Raw genomic sequence first — 25,084 nt, forward strand, 5'->3', positions numbered from 1 at the left:
GCCGTTTTAACCCTGGCGTTTTGGGGTTTTGTTTATCGTGTCCTCAGCGAACTTCCTTAATTTCTCTTGCAGGACACTGCCATGAACACATCAACTTATAACCGCACGCGTTGGCTGACGCTTTTCGGCACCATCGTTACCCAGTTCGCACTGGGCTCGGTCTATACCTGGAGCCTGTTTAACAGCGCCCTGTCCGATAAGCTCGGCGCACCGATAAGCCAGGTGGCATTCTCCTTCGGCTTGCTGAGCCTTGGATTAGCGATTTCCTCTTCCGTGGCGGGCAAACTTCAGGAGCGCTTCGGCGTGAAGCGCGTAACCATGGCCTCCGGGATCCTGCTGGGCGTGGGCTTCTTCCTGACGGCACATTCAAACAACCTGATGATGCTGTGGCTAAGCGCCGGGGTGCTGGTGGGTCTGGCGGACGGCGCAGGTTATCTGCTGACGCTGTCTAACTGCGTGAAGTGGTTCCCGGAGCGTAAAGGGCTTATCTCCGCGTTTGCCATTGGTTCATATGGCCTGGGCAGCCTGGGGTTCAAATTCATTGACTCCCATCTGCTGGCCTCGGTGGGGCTTGAGAAAACCTTTATGATCTGGGGCGTGATTGTGCTGGTAATGATCCTCTTCGGCGCCACGCTGATGAAAGATGCGCCGCAGCAGGAAGTGAAAACCGTTAACGGCGTGGTGGAGAACGATTTCACCCTCGCTCAGTCCATGCGTAAGCCGCAGTACTGGATGCTGGCGGTGATGTTCCTGACGGCCTGCATGAGCGGTCTGTATGTCATCGGTGTGGCGAAAGATATCGCGCAGGGGATGGTAAAACTGGACGCGGCGACGGCGGCGAACGCGGTAACGGTCATCTCCATCGCTAACCTCTCGGGTCGTCTGGTGCTGGGTATCCTGTCTGACAAAATCGCCCGTATCCGTGTGATTACGCTGGGGCAGGTCATCTCCCTGGTGGGTATGGCAGCTCTGCTGTTCGCTCCGCTGAACGAGGCGACATTCTTTGCAGCAATTGCCTGCGTAGCCTTTAACTTTGGCGGCACTATTACCGTCTTCCCGTCACTGGTGAGCGAGTTCTTCGGCCTGAACAACCTGGCGAAAAACTACGGCGTCATTTATCTCGGCTTCGGTATCGGCAGTATTTGCGGTTCACTGATTGCCTCGCTGTTTGGCGGCTTCTACGTGACCTTCTGCGTGATATTCGCTTTGCTGATTATTTCGCTGGCGCTGTCCACCACGATCCGTCAGCCGCAGCGCGAACTGTATAAAGAAGCGCATGTATGATGCGATGAAAAGAGGCCGCAGGGCCTCTTTTATTTATTTCTAAATCGCTTCCGGACTTGCTATTTTGTAAAAATCTTCATCGATTCACATTCTCTGCTGCCACTTTTCTTCCCTGCTGTGGTCTACTTATCGCGCTTGTAGACGTTTCTGATAACGGTTTCTCTCGCATCTACTTACTCTGTCAGCTTTCTCACTGAGATTCGGCGGGTTTTTATACCCCTTCCCCCAGGGTTGTTTGCATGAAATATATTAGGTCTCTTACCCAGCAAAGATTGTGTCTGATGCTGGCTGTCTATATCGGTTTGTTTCTGAATGGCGCGGTGCTGTTCAGACGAGTGGAAGGTTATTTCGAACACCTCACTGTAAGAAATGGAATTTTTGCCGCGATTGAAGTGTTTGGCTCAATTCTGGCGACCTTCTTCCTGTTACGCCTGCTCTCTCTCTTTGGCCGTCGTACATGGCAAATTCTGGCCTCGCTGGTGGTGATTATCTCCGCCGCCGCAAGCTATTACATGACATTCATGAACGTGGTCATTGGCTACGGTATTGTGGCCTCGGTGATGACCACGGACATCGACCTCTCGAAAGAGGTGGTGGGTCAAGGGTTCATCCTGTGGACGATTCTGACCTGCCTGATCCCGCTCTTCTTTATCTGGAGTAACACCTGTCGCTACACCCTGTTACGCCAGCTGCGTACCCGGGGACAGCGCATCCGCAACGTCGCCGTCGTTCTTCTGGCGGGTCTGCTGGTATGGGCGCCTATTCGCCTGATGGAAAAGCAGCAAAAACGGATCGAAAAAGCGACAGGCGTGGATATGCCAAGCTACGGCGGCGTGGTGGCTAACTCGTACCTGCCGTCTAACTGGCTGTCGGCGTTAGGTCTTTATGCCTGGGCTCAGGCGGACGAATCCAGCGATGTGAAATCGCTGATTAACCCGACCAAAAAGTTCACCTACCAGGCTCCGGCTGACGGGCTGGATGATACTTACGTGGTCTTCGTTATCGGCGAAACGACGCGCTGGGATCATATGGGTATTCTCGGTTATGACCGCGATACCACCCCGAAACTGGCGCAGGAAAAGAATCTGGTGGCATACCGCGGCTACTCCTGCGATACCGCCACGAAGCTCTCGTTGCGCTGTATGTTTGTTCGCGAGGGCGGTGCAAGTGATAACCCTCAGCGCACTCTCAAAGAGCAAAACGTATTTGCTGTTCTGAAGCAGCTTGGATTTAGCTCCGATCTGTTCGCCATGCAAAGTGAGATGTGGTTCTACACCAACACCATGGCGGATAACATCGCCTACCGCGAGCAGATTGGCGCCGAGCCGCGTAACCGCGGAAAGAACGTTGATGACATGCTGCTGCTCTCTGAAATGGAACAGTCGCTGAAAAACCATCCGCAGGGTAAGCACCTTATTGTTCTGCATACCAAAGGGTCACACTACAGCTACTATCAGCGTTACACGCGCGATTTCGCCAAATGGACGCCTGAGTGCGTCGGCATTAACAAGAACTGTAGCAAGCAGGAGTTGATCAATGCCTATGATAACTCGATTCTGTATGTGGATACCTTCCTCAGCCGGGTGATTGACCAGCTTCGCGATAAGAAAGCGATTGTGATCTACGCGGCCGACCACGGCGAGTCCATCAACGAGAAAGAGCATTTACACGGTACGCCGCGTAAGCTGGCGCCACCAGAGCAGTTCCGCGTGCCGATGATCATGTGGATGTCGGACAAGTATCTGGAAAACCCGGACAAAGCCAAAATGTTTGCCCACCTGAAACAGCAGGCAGAGATTAAGGTACCGCGCCGTCACGTTGAGCTGTACGACACTATTATGGGCTGTCTCGGCTATACCTCACCGAACGGTGGGATTAACGAAAACAACAACTGGTGTAAACTCCCTGATAACACCACAAAAGCCGCGCAGTAGCTGGTCTGGCGAGAATATCGCCAGTTGAATGGCTTTTTGAAAATAAGGGATTGACGAGGGCGCACCTCAGCAGTAAGATGCGCTCCGCATTCGGCGAGTAGCGCAGCTTGGTAGCGCAACTGGTTTGGGACCAGTGGGTCGGAGGTTCGAATCCTCTCTCGCCGACCACATTCTAAAAAGGGCTAACCGCAAGGTTAGCCCTTTTTGCATTAACGCGTTACCCCACCCGAGTCCTCAAAATACCCCTTAGCCCTGCTTCCCCCTGCCTGCTTGCGGTTTTGTGACATAATCCATTGTATTTTTTTATATATAGTTTGATCTTTTTTCGCGTTGCTTATGGATAACCTCAGCATTTTTCGCTGTGCGTTTTAACGTTCGCGGTATTTAGTGCTCAGATAATCACCATTCTGTAAGAAAATTTACCCATTCTGAATAAAACTTAATCACTGGGTGTTGCGAAATAGGGAGGGGTTTGTGCTGCAACATGGCGAGTAGCATAAATTTCTCTGCTGATAACTGGCATTCAGAGTTTTTTTAATCTTTGTTTGCGGTTTCTCACACTCCACGTAAATCCCCGCCACCTGTATTGACGTTTTCACATTCTGTTGACAGATTGTAGGGCACGAGGGGCATTTCAGGGAGGATCTGCGCTGCAACTCAAACGCTCTTCTGAAAGGATTCTCTATCCCTTTTAACGCCCTCGGGCATCACCGACCGGACCGGGTAAAAAATAAATAAAGGTCAGGCGGCGTAACACAACAAAGCAAAACATCACATTGGAGCACAATAATGAGTATTTCCTTGAAGAAGTCAGGGATGCTGAAGCTTGGTCTTAGCCTGGTGGCCATGACCGTCGTAGCAAGCGTACAGGCAAAAACCCTGGTTTACTGTTCTGAAGGCTCTCCGGAAGGCTTTAACCCACAGCTCTTTACCTCTGGTACGACTTACGACGCAAGCTCTGTACCGATCTATAACCGTCTGGTTGAATTTAAAACCGGTACCACGGAAGTGATTCCTGGCCTGGCTGAAAAGTGGGATATCAGCGAAGACGGTAAAACCTATACCTTCCACCTGCGTCAGGGCGTGAAGTGGCAGGACAGCAAAGAATTCAAACCTACGCGCGACTTTAACGCCGACGACGTAGTGTTCTCCTTCGACCGTCAAAAAAATGCCCAGAACCCGTACCATAAAGTGTCTGGCGGCAGCTATGAATACTTCGAAGGGATGGGTCTGCCAGACCTGATTGCTGAAGTGAAAAAAGTGGACGATAAAACCGTTCAGTTCGTGCTGACGCGTCCGGAAGCGCCATTCCTCGCTGACCTGGCGATGGACTTCGCCTCTATTCTCTCTAAAGAGTACGCGGACAACATGCTGAAAGCCGGCACGCCGGAAAAAGTGGACCTGAACCCAATCGGTACCGGCCCGTTCCAGCTGCTTCAGTACCAGAAAGATTCCCGTATTCTGTATAAAGCCTTCCCGGGCTACTGGGGCACCAAGCCGCAGATCGACCGTCTGGTCTTCTCCATCACGCCTGACGCATCCGTGCGTTACGCAAAATTGCAGAAAAACGAATGTCAGGTGATGCCGTATCCAAACCCGGCTGACATCGCGCGCATGAAGCAGGATAAAAATATCAACCTGATGGAGCAGGCGGGCCTGAACGTGGGTTATCTCTCCTTCAACACCGAGAAGAAACCGTTCGATGACGTGAAAGTGCGTCAGGCGCTGACCTACGCGGTGAACAAAGAAGCGATCATCAAAGCCGTTTACCAGGGCGCTGGCGTTGCGGCCAAGAACCTGATCCCACCAACCATGTGGGGCTATAACGACGACATTAAGGACTACACCTACGATCCTGAGAAAGCGAAAGCGCTGCTGAAAGAAGCGGGCCAGGATAAAGGTTTCACCGTTGAGCTGTGGGCGATGCCGGTACAGCGTCCTTACAACCCGAACGCTCGTCGTATGGCGGAAATGGTTCAGGCTGACTGGGCGAAGATTGGCGTACAGGCCAAAATTGTGACCTACGAGTGGGGCGAGTACCTGAAACGCGCCAAAGCGGGCGAACACCAGGCGGTCATGATGGGCTGGACCGGCGACAACGGGGATCCGGACAACTTCTTCGCGACCCTGTTCAGCTGTGCGGCAGCGAAAGACGGTTCCAACTACTCTCGCTGGTGCTACAAGCCGTTTGAAGACCTGATCCAGCCGGCGCGTGCGACCGATGATCACAACAAACGTATCGAACTGTACAAGCAAGCGCAGGTTGTCATGCACGATCAGGCTCCGGCGCTGATTGTTGCTCACTCCACCGTGTACGAGCCAGTGCGTAAAGAAGTGAAGGGCTACGTGGTCGATCCACTGGGCAAACACCACTTCGAAAACGTGTCTGTTGAATAATAAGTAGGGTGTTCTCCCTCTCCCTGTGGGAGAGGGCAGGGGTGAGGGGCGTGCATGCATCCCCTCACCCTAACCCTCTCCCGAAGGGAGAGGGAATTTACATTTGTGAGCAATACAGACGTCACGCTACTGAGCGTGCGTCATCAGAGAGAATCCGGGTTATGTTGCAGTTCATCCTCCGACGTCTGGGACTGGTTATCCCGACGTTTATCGGTATCACCCTTCTCACTTTTGCCTTCGTCCATATGATCCCGGGTGATCCGGTGATGATTATGGCGGGCGAGCGTGGTATCTCCCCTGAACGTCATGCGCAACTGCTGGCTGAACTCGGCCTTGATAAGCCGATGTGGCAGCAGTACCTCCACTACATCTGGGGCGTATTACACGGCGATTTAGGGATTTCACTGAAAAGCCGTCTTCCGGTGTGGGACGAGTTCGTGCCGCGTTTCCAGGCGACGCTGGAACTCGGCATCTGCGCCATGATCTTCGCGACCGCGGTGGGGATTCCCGTCGGCGTGCTGGCTGCCGTTAAGCGTGGCTCTATTTTCGACCACACCGCCGTTGGCCTGGCACTGACCGGCTACTCCATGCCTATCTTCTGGTGGGGCATGATGCTGATCATGCTGGTCTCGGTGCAGTGGAACCTGACGCCGGTCTCCGGACGTGTCAGCGATATGGTTTTCCTTGACGACACCAACCCGTTAACCGGCTTTATGCTGATTGATACGGCGATCTGGGGCGAAGAGGGCAACTTCATTGATGCGGTTGCGCACATGATCCTGCCTGCAATGGTGCTGGGCACTATCCCACTTGCGGTGATCGTGCGTATGACTCGTTCCTCCATGCTGGAAGTGCTGGGCGAAGATTATATTCGTACTGCCCGCGCTAAAGGTCTGACCCGTATGCGCGTCATCATCATTCATGCCCTGCGTAACGCCATGCTGCCGGTGGTGACCGTTATCGGTTTGCAGGTCGGTACGCTGCTGGCCGGGGCGATCCTGACCGAAACCATCTTCTCCTGGCCAGGCCTTGGACGCTGGCTGATTGATGCACTGCAACGCCGTGACTATCCGGTTGTGCAGGGCGGTGTATTGCTGGTCGCGACGATGATTATCCTCGTCAACCTGCTGGTCGATTTGCTGTACGGCGTGGTGAACCCGCGTATTCGTCATAAGAAGTAAGGGGCCATCATGTCACAAGTTACTCAAAATAAAGCGGTTACCGCACCGGTGCCAATGACGCCGATGCAGGAATTCTGGCACTACTTCAAGCGCAACAAAGGCGCGGTCGTCGGGCTGGTGTATGTTTCCATCATGATCCTGATTGCGGTGTTTGCGAACTTCCTTGCGCCGTATAACCCCGCGGACCAGTTCCGTGATGCGCTGCTCGCGCCACCGGCCTGGCAGGAAGGTGGTAGCCTGACGCACCTGCTCGGTACTGATGACGTTGGCCGCGATGTGCTGTCTCGTCTGATGTACGGCGCGCGCCTCTCTCTGCTGGTTGGCTGTCTCGTGGTGGTGTTGTCGCTGATCATGGGCGTTGTGCTTGGTCTGGTGGCGGGCTACTTCGGCGGCATCGTTGATAACGTCATCATGCGTATCGTCGATATCATGCTGGCATTGCCAAGCCTTCTGCTGGCCCTGGTGCTGGTCGCGGTCTTTGGTCCTTCGATAGGCAATGCCGCGCTCGCGCTAACGTTCGTTGCGCTTCCTCACTATGTCCGATTAACCCGTGCGGCCGTGCTGGTCGAGGTGAACCGCGATTATGTGACAGCATCTCGAGTGGCGGGTGCGGGGGCGATGCGCCAGATGTTCGTCAATATTCTTCCTAACTGCCTTGCACCGCTGATTGTTCAGGCGTCGCTCGGTTTTTCTAACGCCATTCTCGATATGGCCGCTCTTGGCTTCCTTGGCATGGGTGCGCAGCCGCCAACACCGGAATGGGGCACCATGCTCTCCGACGTGTTGCAGTTCGCGCAAAGCGCCTGGTGGGTCGTCACCTTCCCGGGTCTGGCGATTCTGCTGACGGTGCTGGCATTTAACCTGATGGGTGATGGTCTGCGTGATGCACTTGATCCCAAACTGAAGCAGTAAGAGGCACGAGATGGCGTTATTAAATGTAGATAAATTATCGGTGCACTTCGGCGATGAAGGCACACCGTTTCGTGCTGTGGACCGCATCAGCTATAGCGTAAATCAGGGCGAAGTGGTTGGTATCGTTGGGGAGTCCGGTTCCGGTAAGTCAGTGAGTTCACTGGCAATCATGGGGCTGATTGATTATCCCGGCCGCGTAATGGCGGAAAGCCTGGAATTCAATGGTCAGGATCTGCAGCGCATTTCCGAAAAACAGCGCCGCCAACTGGTGGGAGCGGAAGTGGCGATGATCTTCCAGGACCCGATGACCAGTCTGAACCCGTGTTACACCGTGGGTTTCCAGATTATGGAAGCCATTAAGGTGCACCAGGGCGGTAACAAGCAAACCCGTCGCCAGCGCGCTATTGACCTGCTGACGCAGGTGGGTATACCCGATCCGGCATCGCGTCTGGACGTTTATCCGCACCAGTTGTCCGGTGGGATGAGTCAGCGTGTAATGATCGCGATGGCCATTGCCTGTCGTCCAAAACTGCTGATTGCCGATGAACCGACAACCGCGCTGGACGTGACCATTCAGGCGCAAATTATTGAGCTACTGCTGGAGTTGCAGCAGAAAGAGAATATGGCGCTGGTGCTGATTACGCACGATCTGGCGCTGGTGGCTGAAGCGGCACACAAAATCATTGTGATGTATGCAGGCCAGGTGGTGGAGACCGGGAGTTCACACGATATCTTCCGGGCCCCGCGTCATCCCTATACGCAGGCGCTGCTGCGCGCGCTGCCGGAGTTCGCGCAGGATAAAGCGCGTCTGGCCTCGCTGCCGGGGGTGGTACCGGGTAAATATGACCGTCCTCAGGGCTGTCTGCTTAACCCGCGCTGCCCGTATGCGACGGATAAATGCCGCGTCGACGAGCCGGAGCTGAACCTGTTAGCTGACGGACGTCAGTCTAAATGCCACTACCCACTCGATGATGCCGGGAGGCCAACACTATGAGTACGCAACAAATGCTGTTGCAGGCCATCGACCTGAAAAAACATTACCCGGTGAAGAAGGGCCTCTTTGCTCCTGAGCGCCTGGTAAAAGCGCTGGATGGTGTCTCCTTTACTCTCGAACGCGGAAAAACGCTGGCGGTGGTAGGGGAATCTGGCTGTGGGAAGTCCACGCTGGGCCGTCTGTTAACGATGATTGAAGTTCCGACTGGCGGCGAGCTTTACTATCAGGGCCAGGATCTGCTCAAGCACGATCCGCAGGCGCAGAAACTGCGACGTCAGAAAATCCAGATTGTGTTCCAGAATCCGTATGGTTCGCTGAACCCGCGAAAAAAAGTGGGGCAGATTCTGGAAGAGCCGCTGCTGATCAACAGCAACCTGAGCAAAGAGCAGCGTCGTGAAAAAGCGCTGGCGATGATGGCGAAGGTGGGCCTGAAAACCGAGCATTACGATCGCTATCCGCATATGTTCTCTGGCGGTCAACGTCAGCGTATCGCCATCGCCCGTGGTCTGATGCTCGACCCGGACGTGGTGATTGCCGATGAACCGGTTTCGGCGCTCGACGTATCCGTGCGTGCGCAGGTGCTGAACCTGATGATGGATTTACAGCAGGATCTTGGGCTGTCGTACGTTTTCATCTCCCATGACCTGTCTGTGGTTGAGCACATTGCCGATGAGGTGATGGTGATGTATCTGGGACGCTGCGTAGAGAAGGGGACGAAAGATCAGATCTTTAATAACCCGCGTCATCCATATACTCAGGCACTACTGTCTGCGACGCCGCGACTGAACCCGGATGACCGCCGTGAGCGCATTAAGCTGACCGGCGAGTTACCAAGCCCGCTTAACCCGCCGCCGGGATGTGCGTTCAACGCCCGCTGCCGTCGCCGCTTCGGTCCGTGTACGCAGTTGCAGCCACAACTGAAAGATTATGGCGGACAGCTGGTGGCCTGCTTCGCGGTCGATCAGGATGAAAACGGCGAAAAGCCGCATGCATAAAGGAAAAAACCGGCGATAAGCCGGTTTTTTTACGTCTGAGATCTACTTCCGTAAACGAATCTGGTCAACGGCGTGTTTCTCACTCTTGGTGAGGATCAGGCTTGCACGTTCGCGCGTCGGCAGGATGTTCTCTTTGAGGTTGACGTAGTTGATCTCATTCCACAGCCCGGTCGCCACGTTGATAGCCTCTTCTTCAGAGAGCTGAGCGTAGTTGTGGAAGTAAGAATCCGGGTCGGTGAACGCCCCTTCACGGAACTTCAGGAAGCGGTTGATATACCAGCGTTGCAACAGATCTTCAGGCGCATCCACATAAATTGAGAAATCGACGAAGTCAGAGACAAACACGTGATGCGGATCGTGAGGGTAATCCATCCCGCTTTGCAGTACGTTTAAGCCCTCCAGAATCAGGATGTCGGGCTGCACCACCGTTTTGTCACCATCCGGGATGCGGTCGTAGATCAGATGCGAGTAGACCGGTGCGGTAACGTTCGGCACGCCCGATTTTAAATCAGAGACAAACTTTACCAGGCGGTGCATATCATAAGAGAGCGGGAAGCCCTTCTTCTTCATCAGGCCGCGTTCTTTCAACACCTCATTGGGATGCAGGAAGCCGTCGGTGGTGATCAGCTCCACGCTGCGGTGTTCCGGCCAGCGGCTCAGCAGCGCCTGAAGCACGCGCGCGGTGGTACTTTTACCCACTGCCACGCTGCCCGCAATACTGATGATATAAGGAATACGTTGACCGTTCGTGCCGAGGAACTGTTCCAGTACGGCCTGACGACGCAAGTTGGAGCTGATATAAAAGTTAAGCAAGCGAGAGAGGGGGAGATAGATTTCTGCCACCTCTTCCAGGGAGAGATCTTCGTTTATCCCTTTTAGCCGTGCGATTTCACCTTCCGTCAGTGTCATAGGGACGGAGTCACGCAGGGCTGCCCACTGGCTACGGTTAAACTGAAGATAGGGCGTCATTAACGTTTGCTCTTTTTTGCTCATAAGCATGCTTCTGTGAACCATCACGAAACGGCGGGTGCGGGCTCATCACATAGTTAATTTTGGACAATGGGCAGGAGGTTAACACCAGATGAGAGGAATAATAAGAAAAAATATGGGAAAGCGATGCTTAACCGGGCAGGCATCACCCGGGGCTATAGCGTGCCGAAATCAGGCGTTCATGTTGGATTTTTAATCGCGAGCGGATGAATTTACAGCGGTTAGCCCTGGTTTCGAATAAAATGTGAGCGAAAGAACGTTTTATGCAATTTTTTAGTTGCATGACTGCGCAGGTCTCCATAGAATGCGCGCTACTTGATGCCGACTTAGCTCAGTAGGTAGAGCAACTGACTTGTAATCAGTAGGTCACCAGTTCGATTCCGGTAGTCGGCACCATCAAGTCCGGTGGGGTTCCCGAGCGGCCAAAGGGAGCAGACTGTAAATCTGCCGTCACAGACTTCGAAGGTTCGAATCCTTCCCCCACCACCACTTTCTGGCAGCGTCAACGCCGCCGGAGCTGGTTGGAAAAATTGACCAGCTCGAACAGAAAAGAGAGAAATCTCTTTTTTTGTTACAGAAAGAACTGGGTAGCCGAGTTTCAGGATGCGGGCATCGTATAATGGCTATTACCTCAGCCTTCCAAGCTGATGATGCGGGTTCGATTCCCGCTGCCCGCTCCAATACGTGCTGATATGGCTCAGTTGGTAGAGCGCACCCTTGGTAAGGGTGAGGTCCCCAGTTCGACTCTGGGTATCAGCACCACTTCACTTCTCCCTCCCTTTCTCTCTGTTTCAATGTAAATGTATTCAACAGTTCAGGCATTTTCGCCTGGTTGATGTGGTGATATCACCGATTTATCCGTGTCTTAGAGGGACAATCGATGTCTAAAGAAAAGTTTGAACGTACAAAACCGCACGTTAACGTCGGTACTATCGGCCACGTTGACCATGGTAAAACAACGCTGACCGCTGCAATCACTACCGTACTGGCTAAAACCTACGGCGGTGCTGCTCGTGCTTTCGATCAGATCGATAACGCACCAGAAGAAAAAGCTCGTGGTATCACCATCAACACCTCTCACGTTGAGTATGACACCCCGACTCGCCACTACGCACACGTAGACTGCCCAGGCCACGCCGACTATGTTAAAAACATGATCACCGGTGCTGCGCAGATGGACGGCGCGATCCTGGTTGTTGCTGCGACTGACGGCCCTATGCCTCAGACTCGTGAGCACATCCTGCTGGGTCGTCAGGTAGGCGTTCCTTTCATCATCGTGTTCCTGAACAAATGCGACATGGTTGATGACGAAGAGCTGCTGGAACTGGTAGAGATGGAAGTTCGTGAACTGCTGTCTCAGTACGATTTCCCAGGCGACGATACTCCAATCGTTCGTGGTTCCGCGCTGAAAGCGCTGGAAGGCGACGCAGAGTGGGAAGCGAAAATCATCGAACTGGCTGGCTTCCTGGATTCTTACATCCCAGAACCAGAGCGTGCGATTGACAAGCCATTCCTGCTGCCAATCGAAGACGTATTCTCCATCTCCGGTCGTGGTACCGTTGTTACCGGTCGTGTAGAGCGCGGTATCATCAAAGTTGGTGAAGAAGTTGAAATCGTTGGTATCAAAGAGACTGCGAAGTCTACCTGTACTGGCGTTGAAATGTTCCGCAAACTGCTGGACGAAGGCCGTGCTGGTGAGAACGTTGGTGTTCTGCTGCGTGGTATCAAACGTGAAGAAATCGAACGTGGTCAGGTTCTGGCGAAGCCAGGCTCAATCAAGCCACACACCAAGTTCGAATCTGAAGTGTACATTCTGTCCAAAGACGAAGGCGGCCGTCATACTCCGTTCTTCAAAGGCTACCGTCCACAGTTCTACTTCCGTACAACTGACGTGACCGGTACCATCGAACTGCCAGAAGGCGTAGAGATGGTAATGCCAGGCGACAACATCAAGATGGTTGTGACTCTGATCCACCCAATCGCGATGGACGACGGTCTGCGTTTCGCAATCCGTGAAGGCGGCCGTACCGTTGGCGCGGGCGTTGTTGCTAAAGTTCTCGGCTAATCGCTGATAACATTTGACGCAATGCGCAATAAAAGGGCATCATTTGATGCCCTTTTTGCACGCTTTCACATCAGAACCTGGCTCATCAGTGATTAATTTTGTCATAATCATTGCTGAGACAGGCTCTGCGGAGAGCGTATAATACGAAAAGCGAATAGCATTTCGATTGGTTTGCCTCGCACTCGCGGGGTGAAAATGTTTGTAGAATACTTCTGACAGGTTGGTTTATGAGTGCGAATACCGAAGCTCAAGGGAGCGGGCGCGGCCTGGAAGCGATGAAATGGGTAGTTGTAGCCGTGCTGCTGATTGTGGCGATTGTCGGCAACTATCTTTATCGTGACATGATGCTGCCGCTACGCGCGCTTGCAGTGGTAATTCTGATTGCTGCGGCGGGTGGTGTCGCGCTGTTGACGACGAAAGGCAAAGCGACCGTTGCGTTTGCCCGCGAAGCGCGTACCGAAGTCCGCAAGGTCATTTGGCCGACTCGCCAGGAAACATTGCACACCACGCTGATTGTAGCGGCGGTAACCGCTGTAATGTCACTGATCCTGTGGGGACTGGATGGTATTCTGGTTCGCCTGGTATCCTTTATCACTGGCCTGAGGTTCTGAGATGTCTGAAGCCCCTAAAAAGCGCTGGTACGTCGTTCAGGCGTTTTCCGGTTTTGAAGGCCGCGTAGCTACGTCGCTGCGTGAGCATATCAAATTACACAATATGGAAGAGTTATTTGGCGAAGTTATGGTTCCGACCGAAGAAGTGGTTGAGATCCGTGGCGGCCAACGTCGCAAAAGCGAGCGTAAATTCTTCCCGGGTTACGTGCTGGTTCAGATGGTGATGAACGACGCGAGCTGGCACCTGGTGCGCAGCGTACCACGCGTGATGGGCTTTATCGGCGGCACATCTGACCGTCCGGCGCCAATCAGCGACAAAGAAGTTGATGCGATTATGAACCGCCTCCAGCAGGTGGGTGATAAACCGCGTCCGAAAACGCTGTTTGAACCGGGTGAGATGGTTCGTGTTAACGACGGTCCGTTTGCTGACTTTAATGGCGTCGTCGAAGAAGTGGACTACGAGAAGTCCCGCCTGAAAGTTTCCGTTTCTATCTTTGGTCGTGCGACCCCGGTAGAGCTGGACTTTGCTCAGGTAGAAAAAGCCTAAGCAGCGATCAAAAAAGCGACGATTTAATCGTTGCACAGGGCGCGAGATTGGAATACAATTTCGCGCCTTTTGTTTTTATGGGTTCCGACCCGTAAAACGAATTTTATTCACGGGGAGCCTCTCCGAGGCGTTATTACCCAATCAGAGGATTTTAGAATGGCTAAGAAAGTACAAGCCTACGTCAAGCTGCAGGTTGCAGCAGGTATGGCGAACCCAAGTCCACCAGTTGGTCCAGCTCTGGGTCAGCAGGGTGTGAACATCATGGAATTCTGTAAAGCGTTCAACGCCAAAACTGAATCCATGGAAAAAGGTCTGCCAATCCCAGTTGTAATCACTGTTTACGCTGACCGTTCTTTCACTTTCGTTACCAAAACCCCTCCAGCAGCAGTTCTGCTGAAGAAAGCAGCGGGCATCAAGTCTGGTTCCGGTAAGCCGAACAAAGACAAAGTGGGTAAAATTTCCCGCGCTCAGCTGCAGGAAATCGCGCAGACCAAAGCTGCCGACATGACTGGTTCCGACATTGAAGCGATGACTCGCTCCATTGAAGGTACTGCACGTTCCATGGGCCTGGTAGTGGAGGACTAAGAAATGGCTAAACTGACCAAGCGCATGTCCGTGATCCGTGACAAAGTTGATGCGACCAAACAGTACGACATCAACGAAGCTATCGCTCTGCTGAAAGAACTGGCAACTGCTAAGTTCGTTGAAAGCGTTGACGTTGCCGTTAACCTGGGCATCGACGCTCGTAAATCCGATCAGAACGTTCGTGGCGCAACTGTACTGCCACACGGTACTGGCCGTTCCGTACGCGTAGCTGTATTTGCTCAGGGTGCAAACGCTGAAGCGGCTAAAGCTGCCGGCGCTGAACTGGTAGGTATGGAAGATCTGGCTGATCAGATCAAGAAAGGCGAAATGAACTTTGACGTTGTTATTGCTTCTCCAGATGCAATGCGCGTTGTTGGCCAGCTGGGCCAGGTTCTGGGTCCACGCGGCCTGATGCCAAACCCGAAAGTGGGTACTGTAACTCCTAACGTTGCTGAAGCGGTTAAGAACGCTAAAGCAGGTCAGGTTCGTTACCGTAACGACAAAAACGGCATCATCCACACCACCATCGGTAAAGTGGACTTTGACGCTGACAAACTGAAAGAAAACCTGGAAGCTCTGCTGGTTGCGCTGAAAAAAGCTAAACCAACTCAGGCGAAAGGCGTGTACATCAAGAAAGTTAGCATCTCCACCACCATGGGTGCAGGTGTTGCAGTTGACCAGGCTGGCCTGAGCGCTGCTGCAAACTAATGCCTTTACGTGGGCGGTGATTTTGTCTACAATCTTACCCCCACGTTTGCTAACAAAAGTTAGCGGCTAAAAGAATTGTTCGTTGGAGCCTGGCCTATCCAGGCCTCCGTCGAAGACCGCAGGTGTTTCGCAAGAAACTTAATCCCCTGCGTAGACGGTGACAGAACGCTAAGATTATTTTAAATACTCTGGCTTGTTTCTGCTCACCGTATTAAGACGCTCTTCCCGTTGGGTCGAGTGAAGTGAGTTCCGGAACATGAGTTCCGGCAAACATCCAGGAGCAAAGCTAATGGCTTTAAATCTTCAAGACAAACAAGCGATTGTTGCTGAAGTCAGCGAAGTAGCCAAAGGCGCGCTGTCTGCAGTAGTTGCGGATTCCCGTGGCGTTACTGTAGACAAAATGACTGAACTGCGTAAAGCAGGTCGTGAAGCTGGCGTATACATGCGTGTTGTTCGTAACACCCTGCTGCGTCGCGTAGTTGAAGGTACTCAGTTCGAGTGCCTGAAAGACACGTTTGTTGGTCCGACCCTGATTGCATACTCTATGGAACACCCGGGCGCTGCTGCTCGTCTGTTCAAAGAGTTCGCGAAAGCGAATGCAAAATTTGAGGTCAAAGCTGCAGCCTTTGAAGGTGAGTTGATCCCGGCATCGCAAATCGATCGCCTGGCCACCCTGCCGACCTACGAAGAAGCAATTGCACGCCTGATGGCAACCATGAAAGAAGCTGCGGCTGGCAAACTGGTTCGCACTCTGGCTGCTGTACGCGATGCGAAAGAAGCTGCTTAATCGCAGTTATCTTTATAAAGCATTTGCTTACGTATAAACTTATTCTGATTTTCAGGAACAATTTAAATGTCTATCACTAAAGATCAAATCATTGAAGCAGTAGCAGCTATGTCCGTAATGGACGTTGTAGAGCTGGTTTCTGCAATGGAAGAAAAATTCGGTGTTTCTGCTGCTGCTGCTGTAGCTGTAGCTGCGGGCCCGGCTGAAGCTGCTGAAGAAAAAACTGAATTCGACGTAATTCTGAAAGCTGCTGGCGCGAACAAAGTTGCTGTAATCAAAGCAGTACGTGGCGCAACTGGCCTGGGTCTGAAAGAAGCTAAAGACCTGGTAGAATCTGCTCCAGCTGCGCTGAAAGAAGGCGTGAGCAAAGACGACGCAGAAGCACTGAAAAAATCTCTGGAAGAAGCTGGCGCTGAAGTTGAAGTTAAATAAGCCAACTTTTCTGGTTGCAGCCTAAGTAATTAGGCTGATGGCTGGTGACTTTTTAGTCACCAGCCTTTTTGCGCTGTAAGGCATCAGCAGCATTTCACACTGTTTGACTGCTGGTTGTCCTGACAATGCTTGTTTCTATCGACGACTTAATATACTGCGACAGGGTGCTCGCTCTGTGTAAATCGCAATGAAATGGTTTAAGCGTGATAGCAACAGGTATTGCGGAAAGTATTCAATTTTCCGGTCCACAAAATGGTGTTGCACAAACTGTCCCTTCGTCGGACAGATGGGTCGACTTGTCAGCGAGCTGAGGAACCCTATGGTTTACTCCTATACCGAGAAAAAACGTATTCGTAAGGATTTTGGTAAACGTCCACAAGTTCTGGACATTCCATATCTCCTTTCTATCCAGCTTGACTCGTTCCAGAAGTTTATCGAGCAAGATCCTGAAGGGCAGTACGGCCTGGAAGCAGCCTTCCGTTCCGTGTTCCCGATTCAGAGCTACAGCGGTAATTCCGAGCTGCAGTACGTCAGCTACCGCCTTGGCGAACCGGTGTTTGACGTTCAGGAATGTCAGATCCGTGGCGTGACCTATTCCGCACCGCTGCGCGTAAAACTGCGTCTGGTGATCTACGAGCGCGAAGCGCCGGAAGGCACCGTAAAAGACATTAAAGAACAAGAAGTCTACATGGGTGAAATTCCACTCATGACGGACAACGGTACTTTCGTTATCAACGGTACTGAGCGTGTTATCGTTTCCCAGCTGCACCGTAGCCCGGGCGTCTTCTTCGACAGCGATAAAGGTAAAACGCACTCTTCCGGTAAAGTACTGTATAACGCACGCATCATTCCTTACCGTGGTTCATGGCTGGACTTCGAATTCGATCCAAAAGACAACCTGTTTGTCCGTATCGACCGTCGTCGTAAGCTGCCTGCAACCATCATTCTGCGTGCACTGAACTATACCACTGAGCAGATCCTGGACCTGTTCTTTGAGAAAGTGATCTTTGAAATCCGCGACAACAAGTTGCAGATGGAGTTGGTGCCGGAACGTCTGCGTGGTGAGACCGCGTCGTTCGACATCGAAGCCGACGGCAAAGTGTATGTGGAAAAAGGTCGCCGTATCACCGCGCGCCACATCCGCCAGCTGGAAAAAGATGATATCAAACACATCGAAGTTCCGGTTGAATACATTGCAGGAAAAGTAGCCGCGAAAGATTACGTTGATGAATCAACTGGCGAGCTGATCTGCCCGGCGAACATGGAGCTGAGCCTGGATCTGCTGGCTAAGCTGAGCCAGTCTGGCCACAAACGTATCGAAACGCTGTTCACCAACGATCTGGACCACGGTCCGTACATCTCTGAGACTGTACGCGTCGACCCAACCAACGATCGTCTGAGCGCGCTGGTTGAAATCTACCGCATGATGCGTCCTGGTGAGCCACCAACTCGCGAAGCGGCTGAAAGCCTGTTCGAGAACCTGTTCTTCTCCGAAGACCGCTACGATCTGTCCGCGGTAGGTCGTATGAAGTTCAACCGTTCTCTGCTGCGCGACGAAATCGAAGGTTCCGGTATCCTGAGCAAAGACGACATCATTGAAGTGATGAAGAAGCTCATCGATATCCGTAACGGTAAAGGCGAAGTGGACGATATCGACCACCTCGGCAACCGTCGTATCCGTTCCGTAGGCGAAATGGCGGAAAACCAGTTCCGCGTTGGCCTGGTTCGTGTAGAGCGTGCGGTGAAAGAGCGTCTGTCTCTGGGCGATCTGGATACCCTGATGCCTCAGGATATGATCAACGCCAAGCCGATTTCTGCGGCAGTGAAAGAGTTCTTCGGTTCCAGCCAGCTGTCTCAGTTCATGGACCAGAACAACCCGCTGTCTGAGATCACGCACAAACGTCGTATCTCTGCACTCGGCCCAGGCGGTCTGACCCGTGAACGTGCAGGCTTTGAAGTTCGAGACGTACACCCGACTCACTACGGTCGCGTATGTCCAATCGAAACGCCTGAAGGTCCAAACATCGGTCTGATCAACTCCCTGTCCGTGTACGCACAGACAAACGAATACGGTTTCCTTGAGACCCCGTATCGTAAAGTGACCGACGGTGTGGTTACCGACGAAATTCATTACCTGTCTGCTATCGAAGAAGGCAACTACGTTATCGCTCAGGCGAACTCCAACCTGGATGACGAAGGCCACTTTGTAGAAGATCTGGTTACCTGCCGTAGCAAAGGCGAATCCAGCCTGTTCAGCCGCGACCAGGTTGACTACATGGACGTATCCACCCAACAGGTGGTATCCGTCGGTGCGTCCCTGATCCCGTTCCTGGAACACGATGACGCCAACCGTGCATTGATGGGTGCGAACATGCAACGTCAGGCCGTTCCAACTCTGCGTGCTGATAAGCCGCTGGTTGGTACCGGTATGGAACGTGCTGTTGCCGTTGATTCCGGTGTTACAGCAGTTGCTAAGCGTGGCGGTACCGTTCAGTACGTTGACGCATCCCGTATCGTTATCAAAGTTAACGAAGACGAGATGTATCCGGGCGAAGCGGGTATCGACATCTACAACCTGACCAAATACACCCGTTCTAACCAGAACACCTGTATCAACCAGATGCCTTGCGTATCTCTGGGTGAGCCAGTTGAGCGCGGCGACGTGCTTGCAGACGGTCCGTCCACCGACCTCGGTGAACTGGCGCTCGGTCAGAACATGCGCGTAGCGTTCATGCCGTGGAACGGTTACAACTTCGAAGACTCCATCCTCGTCTCCGAGCGTGTGGTTCAGGAAGATCGTTTCACCACCATCCACATTCAGGAACTGGCCTGTGTGTCCCGTGACACCAAGCTGGGGCCAGAAGAGATCACTGCCGACATCCCTAACGTGGGTGAAGCTGCGCTCTCCAAACTGGATGAATCCGGTATTGTTTACATCGGTGCGGAAGTGACCGGCGGCGACATTCTGGTTGGTAAGGTTACACCGAAAGGCGAAACCCAGCTGACGCCAGAAGAGAAACTGCTGCGTGCTATCTTCGGTGAGAAAGCGTCTGACGTTAAAGACTCTTCTCTGCGCGTACCAAACGGTGTTTCCGGTACGGTTATCGACGTTCAGGTCTTCACTCGTGACGGCGTTGAGAAAGATAAGCGTGCGCTGGAAATCGAAGAGATGCAGCTCAAACAGGCTAAGAAAGACCTGTCTGAAGAACTGCAGATCCTCGAAGCAGGTCTGTTCAGCCGTATCTATGCGGTGCTGGTTGCCGGTGGCGTTGAAGCTGAGAAGCTCGACAAACTGCCACGCGATCGCTGGCTGGAGCTGGGCCTGACCGACGAAGAGAAACAGAATCAGCTGGAACAGCTGGCTGAGCAGTATGACGAACTGAAACACGAGTTCGAGAAAAAACTCGAAGCGAAACGCCGCAAAATCACTCAGGGCGACGATCTGGCACCAGGCGTGCTGAAGATTGTTAAGGTGTATCTGGCTGTTAAACGTCAGATCCAGCCTGGTGACAAGATGGCAGGTCGTCACGGTAACAAGGGTGTTATCTCTAAGATCAACCCGATCGAAGATATGCCGCACGATGCTAACGGTACGCCGGTAGATATCGTACTGAACCCACTGGGTGTACCGTCTCGTATGAACATCGGTCAGATCCTGGAAACCCACCTGGGTATGGCTGCGAAAGGTATCGGCGACAAGATTAACGCCATGCTGAAGCAGCAGGAAGAAGTCGCGAAACTGCGCGAGTTCATCCAGCGTGCCTACGATCTGGGTACCGACGTGCGTCAGAAAGTCGACCTGAACACCTTCAGCGATGATGAAGTTCTGCGTCTGGCGGAAAACCTGCGTAAGGGTATGCCAATTGCAACGCCGGTATTCGACGGTGCAAAAGAAGCTGAAATTAAAGAGCTGCTGCAACTGGGTGGTCTGCCAACGTCTGGTCAGATTACGCTGTTTGACGGCCGTACCGGTGAACAGTTCGAGCGTCCGGTAACCGTAGGTTACATGTACATGCTGAAACTGAACCACCTGGTCGACGACAAGATGCACGCTCGTTCTACCGGTTCTTACAGCCTGGTTACTCAGCAGCCGCTGGGTGGTAAGGCTCAGTTCGGTGGTCAGCGCTTCGGGGAGATGGAAGTGTGGGCGCTGGAAGCATACGGCGCAGCATACACCCTGCAGGAAATGCTCACCGTTAAGTCTGATGACGTGAATGGTCGTACTAAGATGTATAAGAACATCGTAGACGGCAACCATCAGATGGAACCGGGCATGCCAGAATCCTTCAACGTACTGTTGAAAGAGATTCGTTCGCTGGGTATCAACATCGAACTGGAAGACGAGTAATTCTCGCTCAAACAGGTCACTGGTGTCGGGTTAACCCCCGACACCAGATTGTGCTAACTCCGACGGGAGCAAATCCGTGAAAGATTTATTAAAGTTTCTGAAAGCGCAGACTAAAACCGAAGAGTTTGATGCGATCAAAATTGCTCTGGCTTCGCCAGACATGATCCGTTCATGGTCTTTTGGTGAAGTTAAAAAGCCGGAAACCATCAACTACCGTACGTTCAAACCTGAGCGTGACGGCCTTTTCTGTGCGCGTATTTTCGGGCCAGTAAAAGACTACGAGTGCCTGTGCGGTAAGTACAAGCGCCTGAAACACCGTGGTGTGATCTGTGAGAAGTGCGGCGTTGAAGTGACCCAGACCAAAGTACGCCGTGAGCGTATGGGCCACATTGAGCTGGCGTCTCCAACTGCTCACATCTGGTTCCTGAAATCTCTGCCGTCCCGTATCGGCCTGCTGCTGGATATGCCGCTGCGCGATATCGAACGTGTTCTGTACTTCGAATCTTATGTTGTGATCGAAGGCGGGATGACGAATCTGGAACGTAACCAGATCCTGACCGAAGAACAGTATCTGGACGCGCTGGAAGAGTTCGGTGACGAATTCGACGCGAAGATGGGTGCGGAAGCTATCCAGGCCCTGCTGAAGAGCATGGATCTGGAGCAAGAGTGTGAAACTCTGCGCGAAGAGCTGAACGAAACCAACTCCGAAACCAAGCGTAAAAAGCTGACCAAGCGTATCAAACTGCTGGAAGCGTTCGTACAGTCTGGTAACAAACCAGAGTGGATGATCCTGACCGTTCTGCCGGTTCTGCCGCCAGATCTGCGTCCGCTGGTTCCGCTGGATGGTGGTCGTTTCGCAACGTCGGATCTGAACGATCTGTACCGTCGCGTGATCAACCGTAACAACCGTCTGAAACGTCTGCTGGATCTGGCTGCGCCGGACATCATCGTACGCAACGAAAAACGTATGCTGCAGGAAGCGGTAGATGCCCTGCTGGATAACGGTCGTCGCGGTCGTGCGATCACCGGTTCTAACAAACGTCCTCTGAAATCTTTGGCCGACATGATCAAAGGTAAGCAGGGTCGTTTCCGTCAGAACCTGCTCGGTAAGCGTGTTGACTACTCCGGTCGTTCTGTAATCACCGTAGGTCCATATCTGCGTCTGCATCAGTGCGGTCTGCCGAAGAAAATGGCTCTGGAGCTGTTCAAACCGTTCATCTACGGCAAGCTGGAACTGCGTGGCCTGGCCACCACCATCAAAGCCGCTAAGAAAATGGTTGAGCGTGAAGAAGCTGTCGTTTGGGATATCCTGGACGAAGTAATCCGCGAACACCCGGTACTGCTGAACCGTGCACCAACTCTGCACCGTTTGGGTATCCAGGCATTTGAGCCAGTCCTGATCGAAGGTAAAGCGATCCAGCTGCACCCGCTGGTTTGTGCGGCCTATAACGCCGACTTCGATGGTGACCAGATGGCTGTTCACGTACCGCTGACGCTGGAAGCCCAGCTCGAAGCGCGTGCGCTGATGATGTCTACCAACAACATCCTGTCTCCAGCGAACGGTGAACCTATCATCGTTCCTTCTCAGGACGTTGTATTGGGTCTGTACTATATGACCCGTGACTGTGTTAACGCCAAAGGCGAAGGCATGGTGCTGACTGGCCCGAAAGAAGCTGAGCGTATTTATCGCGCTGGCCTGGCCTCTCTGCATGCGCGCGTTAAAGTGCGTATCACCGAATACGAAAAAGATGAAAACGGCGAATTCGTGGCGAAAACCAGCCTGAAAGACACGACCGTTGGCCGTGCGATTCTGTGGATGATCGTACCGAAAGGTCTGCCTTTCTCCATCGTCAACCAGGCGCTGGGCAAGAAAGCGATCTCCAAAATGCTGAACACCTGTTACCGCATTCTGGGCCTGAAGCCGACCGTTATCTTCGCTGACCAGACAATGTATACCGGCTTTGCTTATGCAGCGCGTTCAGGTGCATCTGTTGGTATCGATGACATGGTCATCCCAGAGAAGAAACACGAGATCATCTCTGAAGCGGAAGCTGAAGTTGCTGAGATCCAGGAGCAGTTCCAGTCTGGTCTGGTAACCGCAGGCGAACGTTACAACAAAGTTATCGATATCTGGGCTGCGGCGAACGATCGTGTATCCAAAGCGATGATGGATAACCTGCAAACCGAAACCGTGATTAACCGTGACGGCGTAGAAGAGCAGCAGGTCTCCTTCAACAGCATCTACATGATGGCCGACTCCGGTGCGCGTGGTTCTGCGGCACAGATTCGTCAGCTGGCAGGTATGCGTGGTCTGATGGCGAAGCCAGATGGCTCCATCATCGAAACGCCAATCACCGCGAACTTCCGTGAAGGTCTGAACGTACTCCAGTACTTCATCTCCACGCACGGTGCGCGTAAAGGTCTGGCGGATACCGCACTGAAAACGGCGAACTCCGGTTATCTGACGCGTCGTCTGGTTGACGTTGCGCAGGATCTGGTCGTCACCGAAGACGATTGTGGCACCCTCGAAGGTATCACCATGACCCCGGTTATCGAGGGTGGTGATGTTAAAGAGCCGCTGCGCGATCGCGTACTGGGTCGTGTGACCGCGGAAGACATCCTGAAGCCGGGCACCGCAGACATTCTGGTTCCACGCAACACTCTGCTGCACGAACAGTGGTGTGACCTGCTGGAAGCGAACTCTGTTGACTCTGTGAAAGTGCGTTCCGTTGTATCCTGTGACACCGACTTTGGTGTGTGTGCGCACTGCTACGGTCGTGACCTGGCGCGTGGCCACATCATCAACAAAGGTGAGGCTATCGGCGTTATCGCAGCACAGTCCATCGGTGAGCCGGGTACACAGCTGACGATGCGTACGTTCCACATCGGTGGTGCGGCATCTCGTGCGGCTGCTGAATCCAGCATCCAGGTGAAAAACAAAGGTAGCATCAAGCTCAGCAACGCGAAGTCTGTTGTTAACTCCGCAGGCAAGCTGGTTGTGACTTCTCGTAACACCGAGCTGAAGCTGATCGACGAATTCGGTCGTACCAAAGAGAGCTATAAAGTGCCTTACGGTGCGGTTATGGCGAAAGGTGATGGCGAGCAGGTTGCCGGCGGCGAAACCGTAGCAAACTGGGATCCACACACCATGCCGGTTATCACCGAAGTAAGTGGTTTCATCCGCTTCACTGACATGATCGACGGCCAGACCATTACTCGTCAGACCGACGAGCTGACCGGTCTGTCTTCTCTGGTGGTTCTGGATTCTGCTGAACGTACTACCGGTGGTAAAGATCTGCGTCCTGCACTGAAAATCGTTGATGCTCAGGGTAACGACGTTCTGATCCCTGGCACCGATATGCCTGCGCAGTACTTCCTGCCGGGTAAAGCGATTGTACAGCTGGAAGATGGCGTACAGATCAGCTCTGGTGACACCCTGGCGCGTATTCCTCAGGAATCCGGCGGTACCAAGGACATCACCGGTGGTCTGCCACGCGTTGCGGACCTGTTCGAAGCACGTCGTCCGAAAGAGCCTGCTATCCTGGCTGAAATCAGCGGTATCATCTCCTTCGGTAAAGAGACCAAAGGTAAGCGCCGTCTGGTTATCACGCCAGTAGATGGCAGCGAGCCGTACGAAGAGATGATTCCTAAGTGGCGTCAGCTCAACGTGTTCGAAGGTGAACGCGTGGAACGTGGTGACGTGGTCTCCGATGGTCCAGAAGCGCCGCACGACATCCTGCGTCTGCGTGGTGTGCATGCTGTTACTCGTTACATTGTTAACGAAGTACAGGACGTATACCGTCTGCAGGGCGTTAAGATTAACGATAAGCACATCGAAGTTATCGTTCGTCAGATGCTGCGTAAAGCAACCATCGAAAACGCGGGCAGCTCCGACTTCCTGGAAGGCGAGCAGGTTGAATACTCACGCGTTAAGATCGCTAACCGCGATCTGGAAGCGAACGGCAAAATCGGTGCGACCTTTGCACGCGATCTGCTGGGTATCACCAAAGCGTCTCTGGCAACCGAGTCCTTCATCTCTGCTGCATCGTTCCAGGAAACCACTCGTGTCCTGACCGAAGCGGCTGTTGCAGGTAAACGTGATGAACTGCGCGGTCTGAAAGAGAACGTTATCGTGGGTCGTCTGATCCCGGCCGGTACCGGTTATGCGTACCACCAGGATCGTATGCGTCGTCGTGCAGCGGGTGAACTGCCAGCTGCACCGCAGGTGACTGCCGAAGATGCATCCGCGAGCCTTGCAGAACTGCTGAACGCAGGTCTGGGCGGTTCCGACAACGAGTAATCGTTGATGCCCGG

The 25,084-nt window shown here is 53.1% G+C and carries 17 protein-coding genes and 5 tRNA genes; 21 read left to right on the forward strand and 1 reads right to left on the reverse strand.

The window, feature by feature from the left end; genetic code table 11:
- The first annotated feature begins 81 nt into the window (after window positions 1-81).
- The 8 genes from ACQG03_RS01140 to dppF all read left to right on the forward strand — a co-directional run bounded on the left by ACQG03_RS01140 (window position 82) and on the right by dppF (window position 9,697).
- Window positions 82-1,284 (forward strand): L-lactate MFS transporter, encoded by a 1,203-nt coding sequence (locus ACQG03_RS01140; RefSeq protein ID WP_023299065.1) that lies wholly within the window; start codon window positions 82-84, stop codon window positions 1,282-1,284.
- Between the two features lie 239 nt (window positions 1,285-1,523).
- A complete protein-coding gene (gene eptB, locus ACQG03_RS01145) occupies window positions 1,524-3,218 on the forward strand; it encodes a kdo(2)-lipid A phosphoethanolamine 7''-transferase (protein ID WP_022646694.1) in 1,695 nt (564 codons plus the stop codon).
- 91 nt (window positions 3,219-3,309) lie between these two features.
- A tRNA-Pro gene (locus tag ACQG03_RS01150) sits at window positions 3,310-3,386 on the forward strand.
- Window positions 3,387-4,007: 621 nt separating this feature from the next.
- Window positions 4,008-5,615 (forward strand): dipeptide ABC transporter periplasmic-binding protein DppA, encoded by a 1,608-nt coding sequence (dppA, locus tag ACQG03_RS01155; RefSeq protein WP_063163307.1) that lies wholly within the window; start codon window positions 4,008-4,010, stop codon window positions 5,613-5,615.
- Window positions 5,616-5,776: 161 nt separating this feature from the next.
- The gene (dppB, locus tag ACQG03_RS01160; protein WP_022646696.1) at window positions 5,777-6,796 is read left to right on the forward strand and encodes a dipeptide ABC transporter permease DppB; all 1,020 of its coding nucleotides are present in this window, start codon (window positions 5,777-5,779) and stop codon (window positions 6,794-6,796) included.
- 9 nt (window positions 6,797-6,805) lie between these two features.
- Entirely contained in the window at window positions 6,806-7,708 is a 903-nt protein-coding gene (dppC, locus tag ACQG03_RS01165) for a dipeptide ABC transporter permease DppC (protein ID WP_022646697.1), read from the forward strand.
- A gap of 10 nt (window positions 7,709-7,718) precedes the next feature.
- Window positions 7,719-8,702 carry a dipeptide ABC transporter ATP-binding protein gene (gene dppD, locus ACQG03_RS01170; RefSeq protein ID WP_010426220.1) on the forward strand — a complete coding sequence of 328 codons (984 nt, stop codon included), beginning with the start codon at window positions 7,719-7,721 and terminating at the stop codon, window positions 8,700-8,702.
- Window positions 8,699-9,697: a dipeptide ABC transporter ATP-binding subunit DppF gene (gene dppF, locus ACQG03_RS01175; protein WP_022646698.1), complete on the forward strand. Its 999-nt coding sequence runs from the start codon at window positions 8,699-8,701 to the stop codon at window positions 9,695-9,697. The genes dppD and dppF overlap by 4 nt, the downstream gene beginning before the upstream one ends.
- Before the next feature lie 42 nt (window positions 9,698-9,739).
- On the opposite strand, the gene coaA is transcribed toward dppF, so the two are convergent.
- On the reverse strand, window positions 9,740-10,690 hold the full coding sequence (gene coaA / locus ACQG03_RS01180; protein ID WP_032622068.1) for a type I pantothenate kinase: 951 nt from the start codon (window positions 10,688-10,690) through the stop codon (window positions 9,740-9,742).
- A 317-nt stretch (window positions 10,691-11,007) separates the two neighbouring features.
- On the opposite strand from coaA, the gene ACQG03_RS01185 reads away from it, so the two are divergent.
- From ACQG03_RS01185 to rpoC, 13 genes are all read left to right on the forward strand, one after another.
- A tRNA-Thr gene (locus ACQG03_RS01185) sits at window positions 11,008-11,083 on the forward strand.
- Window positions 11,084-11,091: 8 nt separating this feature from the next.
- A tRNA-Tyr gene (locus ACQG03_RS01190) sits at window positions 11,092-11,176 on the forward strand.
- Window positions 11,177-11,292: 116 nt separating this feature from the next.
- Window positions 11,293-11,367: transfer RNA gene (locus tag ACQG03_RS01195), tRNA-Gly, on the forward strand.
- Window positions 11,368-11,373: 6 nt separating this feature from the next.
- A tRNA-Thr gene (locus ACQG03_RS01200) sits at window positions 11,374-11,449 on the forward strand.
- Between the two features lie 118 nt (window positions 11,450-11,567).
- Window positions 11,568-12,752 carry an elongation factor Tu gene (tuf, locus tag ACQG03_RS01205; protein ID WP_022646700.1) on the forward strand — a complete coding sequence of 395 codons (1,185 nt, stop codon included), beginning with the start codon at window positions 11,568-11,570 and terminating at the stop codon, window positions 12,750-12,752.
- Window positions 12,753-12,979: 227 nt separating this feature from the next.
- A complete protein-coding gene (secE, locus tag ACQG03_RS01210) occupies window positions 12,980-13,363 on the forward strand; it encodes a preprotein translocase subunit SecE (protein ID WP_003862342.1) in 384 nt (127 codons plus the stop codon).
- Window position 13,364: 1 nt separating this feature from the next.
- Entirely contained in the window at window positions 13,365-13,910 is a 546-nt protein-coding gene (nusG, locus tag ACQG03_RS01215) for a transcription termination/antitermination protein NusG (RefSeq protein WP_003862341.1), read from the forward strand.
- A 156-nt stretch (window positions 13,911-14,066) separates the two neighbouring features.
- The gene (gene rplK / locus ACQG03_RS01220) at window positions 14,067-14,495 is read left to right on the forward strand and encodes a 50S ribosomal protein L11 (RefSeq protein WP_003862340.1); all 429 of its coding nucleotides are present in this window, start codon (window positions 14,067-14,069) and stop codon (window positions 14,493-14,495) included.
- A gap of 3 nt (window positions 14,496-14,498) precedes the next feature.
- Window positions 14,499-15,203 carry a 50S ribosomal protein L1 gene (gene rplA / locus ACQG03_RS01225; protein WP_006810530.1) on the forward strand — a complete coding sequence of 235 codons (705 nt, stop codon included), beginning with the start codon at window positions 14,499-14,501 and terminating at the stop codon, window positions 15,201-15,203.
- Window positions 15,204-15,492: 289 nt separating this feature from the next.
- The gene (gene rplJ, locus ACQG03_RS01230; RefSeq protein WP_003862338.1) at window positions 15,493-15,990 is read left to right on the forward strand and encodes a 50S ribosomal protein L10; all 498 of its coding nucleotides are present in this window, start codon (window positions 15,493-15,495) and stop codon (window positions 15,988-15,990) included.
- Window positions 15,991-16,056: 66 nt separating this feature from the next.
- Complete coding sequence (rplL, locus tag ACQG03_RS01235; RefSeq protein ID WP_002445276.1) at window positions 16,057-16,422, forward strand: 50S ribosomal protein L7/L12; 366 nt, start codon at window positions 16,057-16,059, stop codon at window positions 16,420-16,422.
- Between the two features lie 319 nt (window positions 16,423-16,741).
- Window positions 16,742-20,770, forward strand: a complete 4,029-nt coding sequence (gene rpoB, locus ACQG03_RS01240; RefSeq protein ID WP_023299068.1) for a DNA-directed RNA polymerase subunit beta — start codon at window positions 16,742-16,744, stop codon at window positions 20,768-20,770.
- A gap of 76 nt (window positions 20,771-20,846) precedes the next feature.
- Window positions 20,847-25,070 carry a DNA-directed RNA polymerase subunit beta' gene (rpoC, locus tag ACQG03_RS01245; protein ID WP_022646702.1) on the forward strand — a complete coding sequence of 1,408 codons (4,224 nt, stop codon included), beginning with the start codon at window positions 20,847-20,849 and terminating at the stop codon, window positions 25,068-25,070.
- Window positions 25,071-25,084 lie beyond the last annotated feature (14 nt).

The organism is Enterobacter cloacae complex sp. 342H5 (genome assembly GCF_050030905.1).
In the GTDB taxonomy this organism is placed as follows: domain Bacteria; phylum Pseudomonadota; class Gammaproteobacteria; order Enterobacterales; family Enterobacteriaceae; genus Enterobacter; species Enterobacter intestinihominis.

Bases quoted from the DNA above. Each gene is read 5' to 3' on its own strand.
- dppF (WP_022646698.1), top strand. From the start codon at position 8,699: ATGAGTACGCAACAAATGCTGTTGCAGGCCATCGACCTGAAAAAACAT.
- tuf (WP_022646700.1), top strand. From the start codon at position 11,568: ATGTCTAAAGAAAAGTTTGAACGTACAAAACCGCACGTTAACGTCGGT.
- coaA (WP_032622068.1), bottom strand. From the start codon at position 10,690: ATGAGCAAAAAAGAGCAAACGTTAATGACGCCCTATCTTCAGTTTAAC.
- rplK (WP_003862340.1), top strand. From the start codon at position 14,067: ATGGCTAAGAAAGTACAAGCCTACGTCAAGCTGCAGGTTGCAGCAGGT.
- rpoB (WP_023299068.1), top strand. From the start codon at position 16,742: ATGGTTTACTCCTATACCGAGAAAAAACGTATTCGTAAGGATTTTGGT.
- rplL (WP_002445276.1), top strand. From the start codon at position 16,057: ATGTCTATCACTAAAGATCAAATCATTGAAGCAGTAGCAGCTATGTCC.
- ACQG03_RS01140 (WP_023299065.1), top strand. From the start codon at position 82: ATGAACACATCAACTTATAACCGCACGCGTTGGCTGACGCTTTTCGGC.
- dppD (WP_010426220.1), top strand. From the start codon at position 7,719: ATGGCGTTATTAAATGTAGATAAATTATCGGTGCACTTCGGCGATGAA.
- secE (WP_003862342.1), top strand. From the start codon at position 12,980: ATGAGTGCGAATACCGAAGCTCAAGGGAGCGGGCGCGGCCTGGAAGCG.
- dppB (WP_022646696.1), top strand. From the start codon at position 5,777: ATGTTGCAGTTCATCCTCCGACGTCTGGGACTGGTTATCCCGACGTTT.
- nusG (WP_003862341.1), top strand. From the start codon at position 13,365: ATGTCTGAAGCCCCTAAAAAGCGCTGGTACGTCGTTCAGGCGTTTTCC.
- dppA (WP_063163307.1), top strand. From the start codon at position 4,008: ATGAGTATTTCCTTGAAGAAGTCAGGGATGCTGAAGCTTGGTCTTAGC.
- rplJ (WP_003862338.1), top strand. From the start codon at position 15,493: ATGGCTTTAAATCTTCAAGACAAACAAGCGATTGTTGCTGAAGTCAGC.
- eptB (WP_022646694.1), top strand. From the start codon at position 1,524: ATGAAATATATTAGGTCTCTTACCCAGCAAAGATTGTGTCTGATGCTG.
- dppC (WP_022646697.1), top strand. From the start codon at position 6,806: ATGTCACAAGTTACTCAAAATAAAGCGGTTACCGCACCGGTGCCAATG.
- rplA (WP_006810530.1), top strand. From the start codon at position 14,499: ATGGCTAAACTGACCAAGCGCATGTCCGTGATCCGTGACAAAGTTGAT.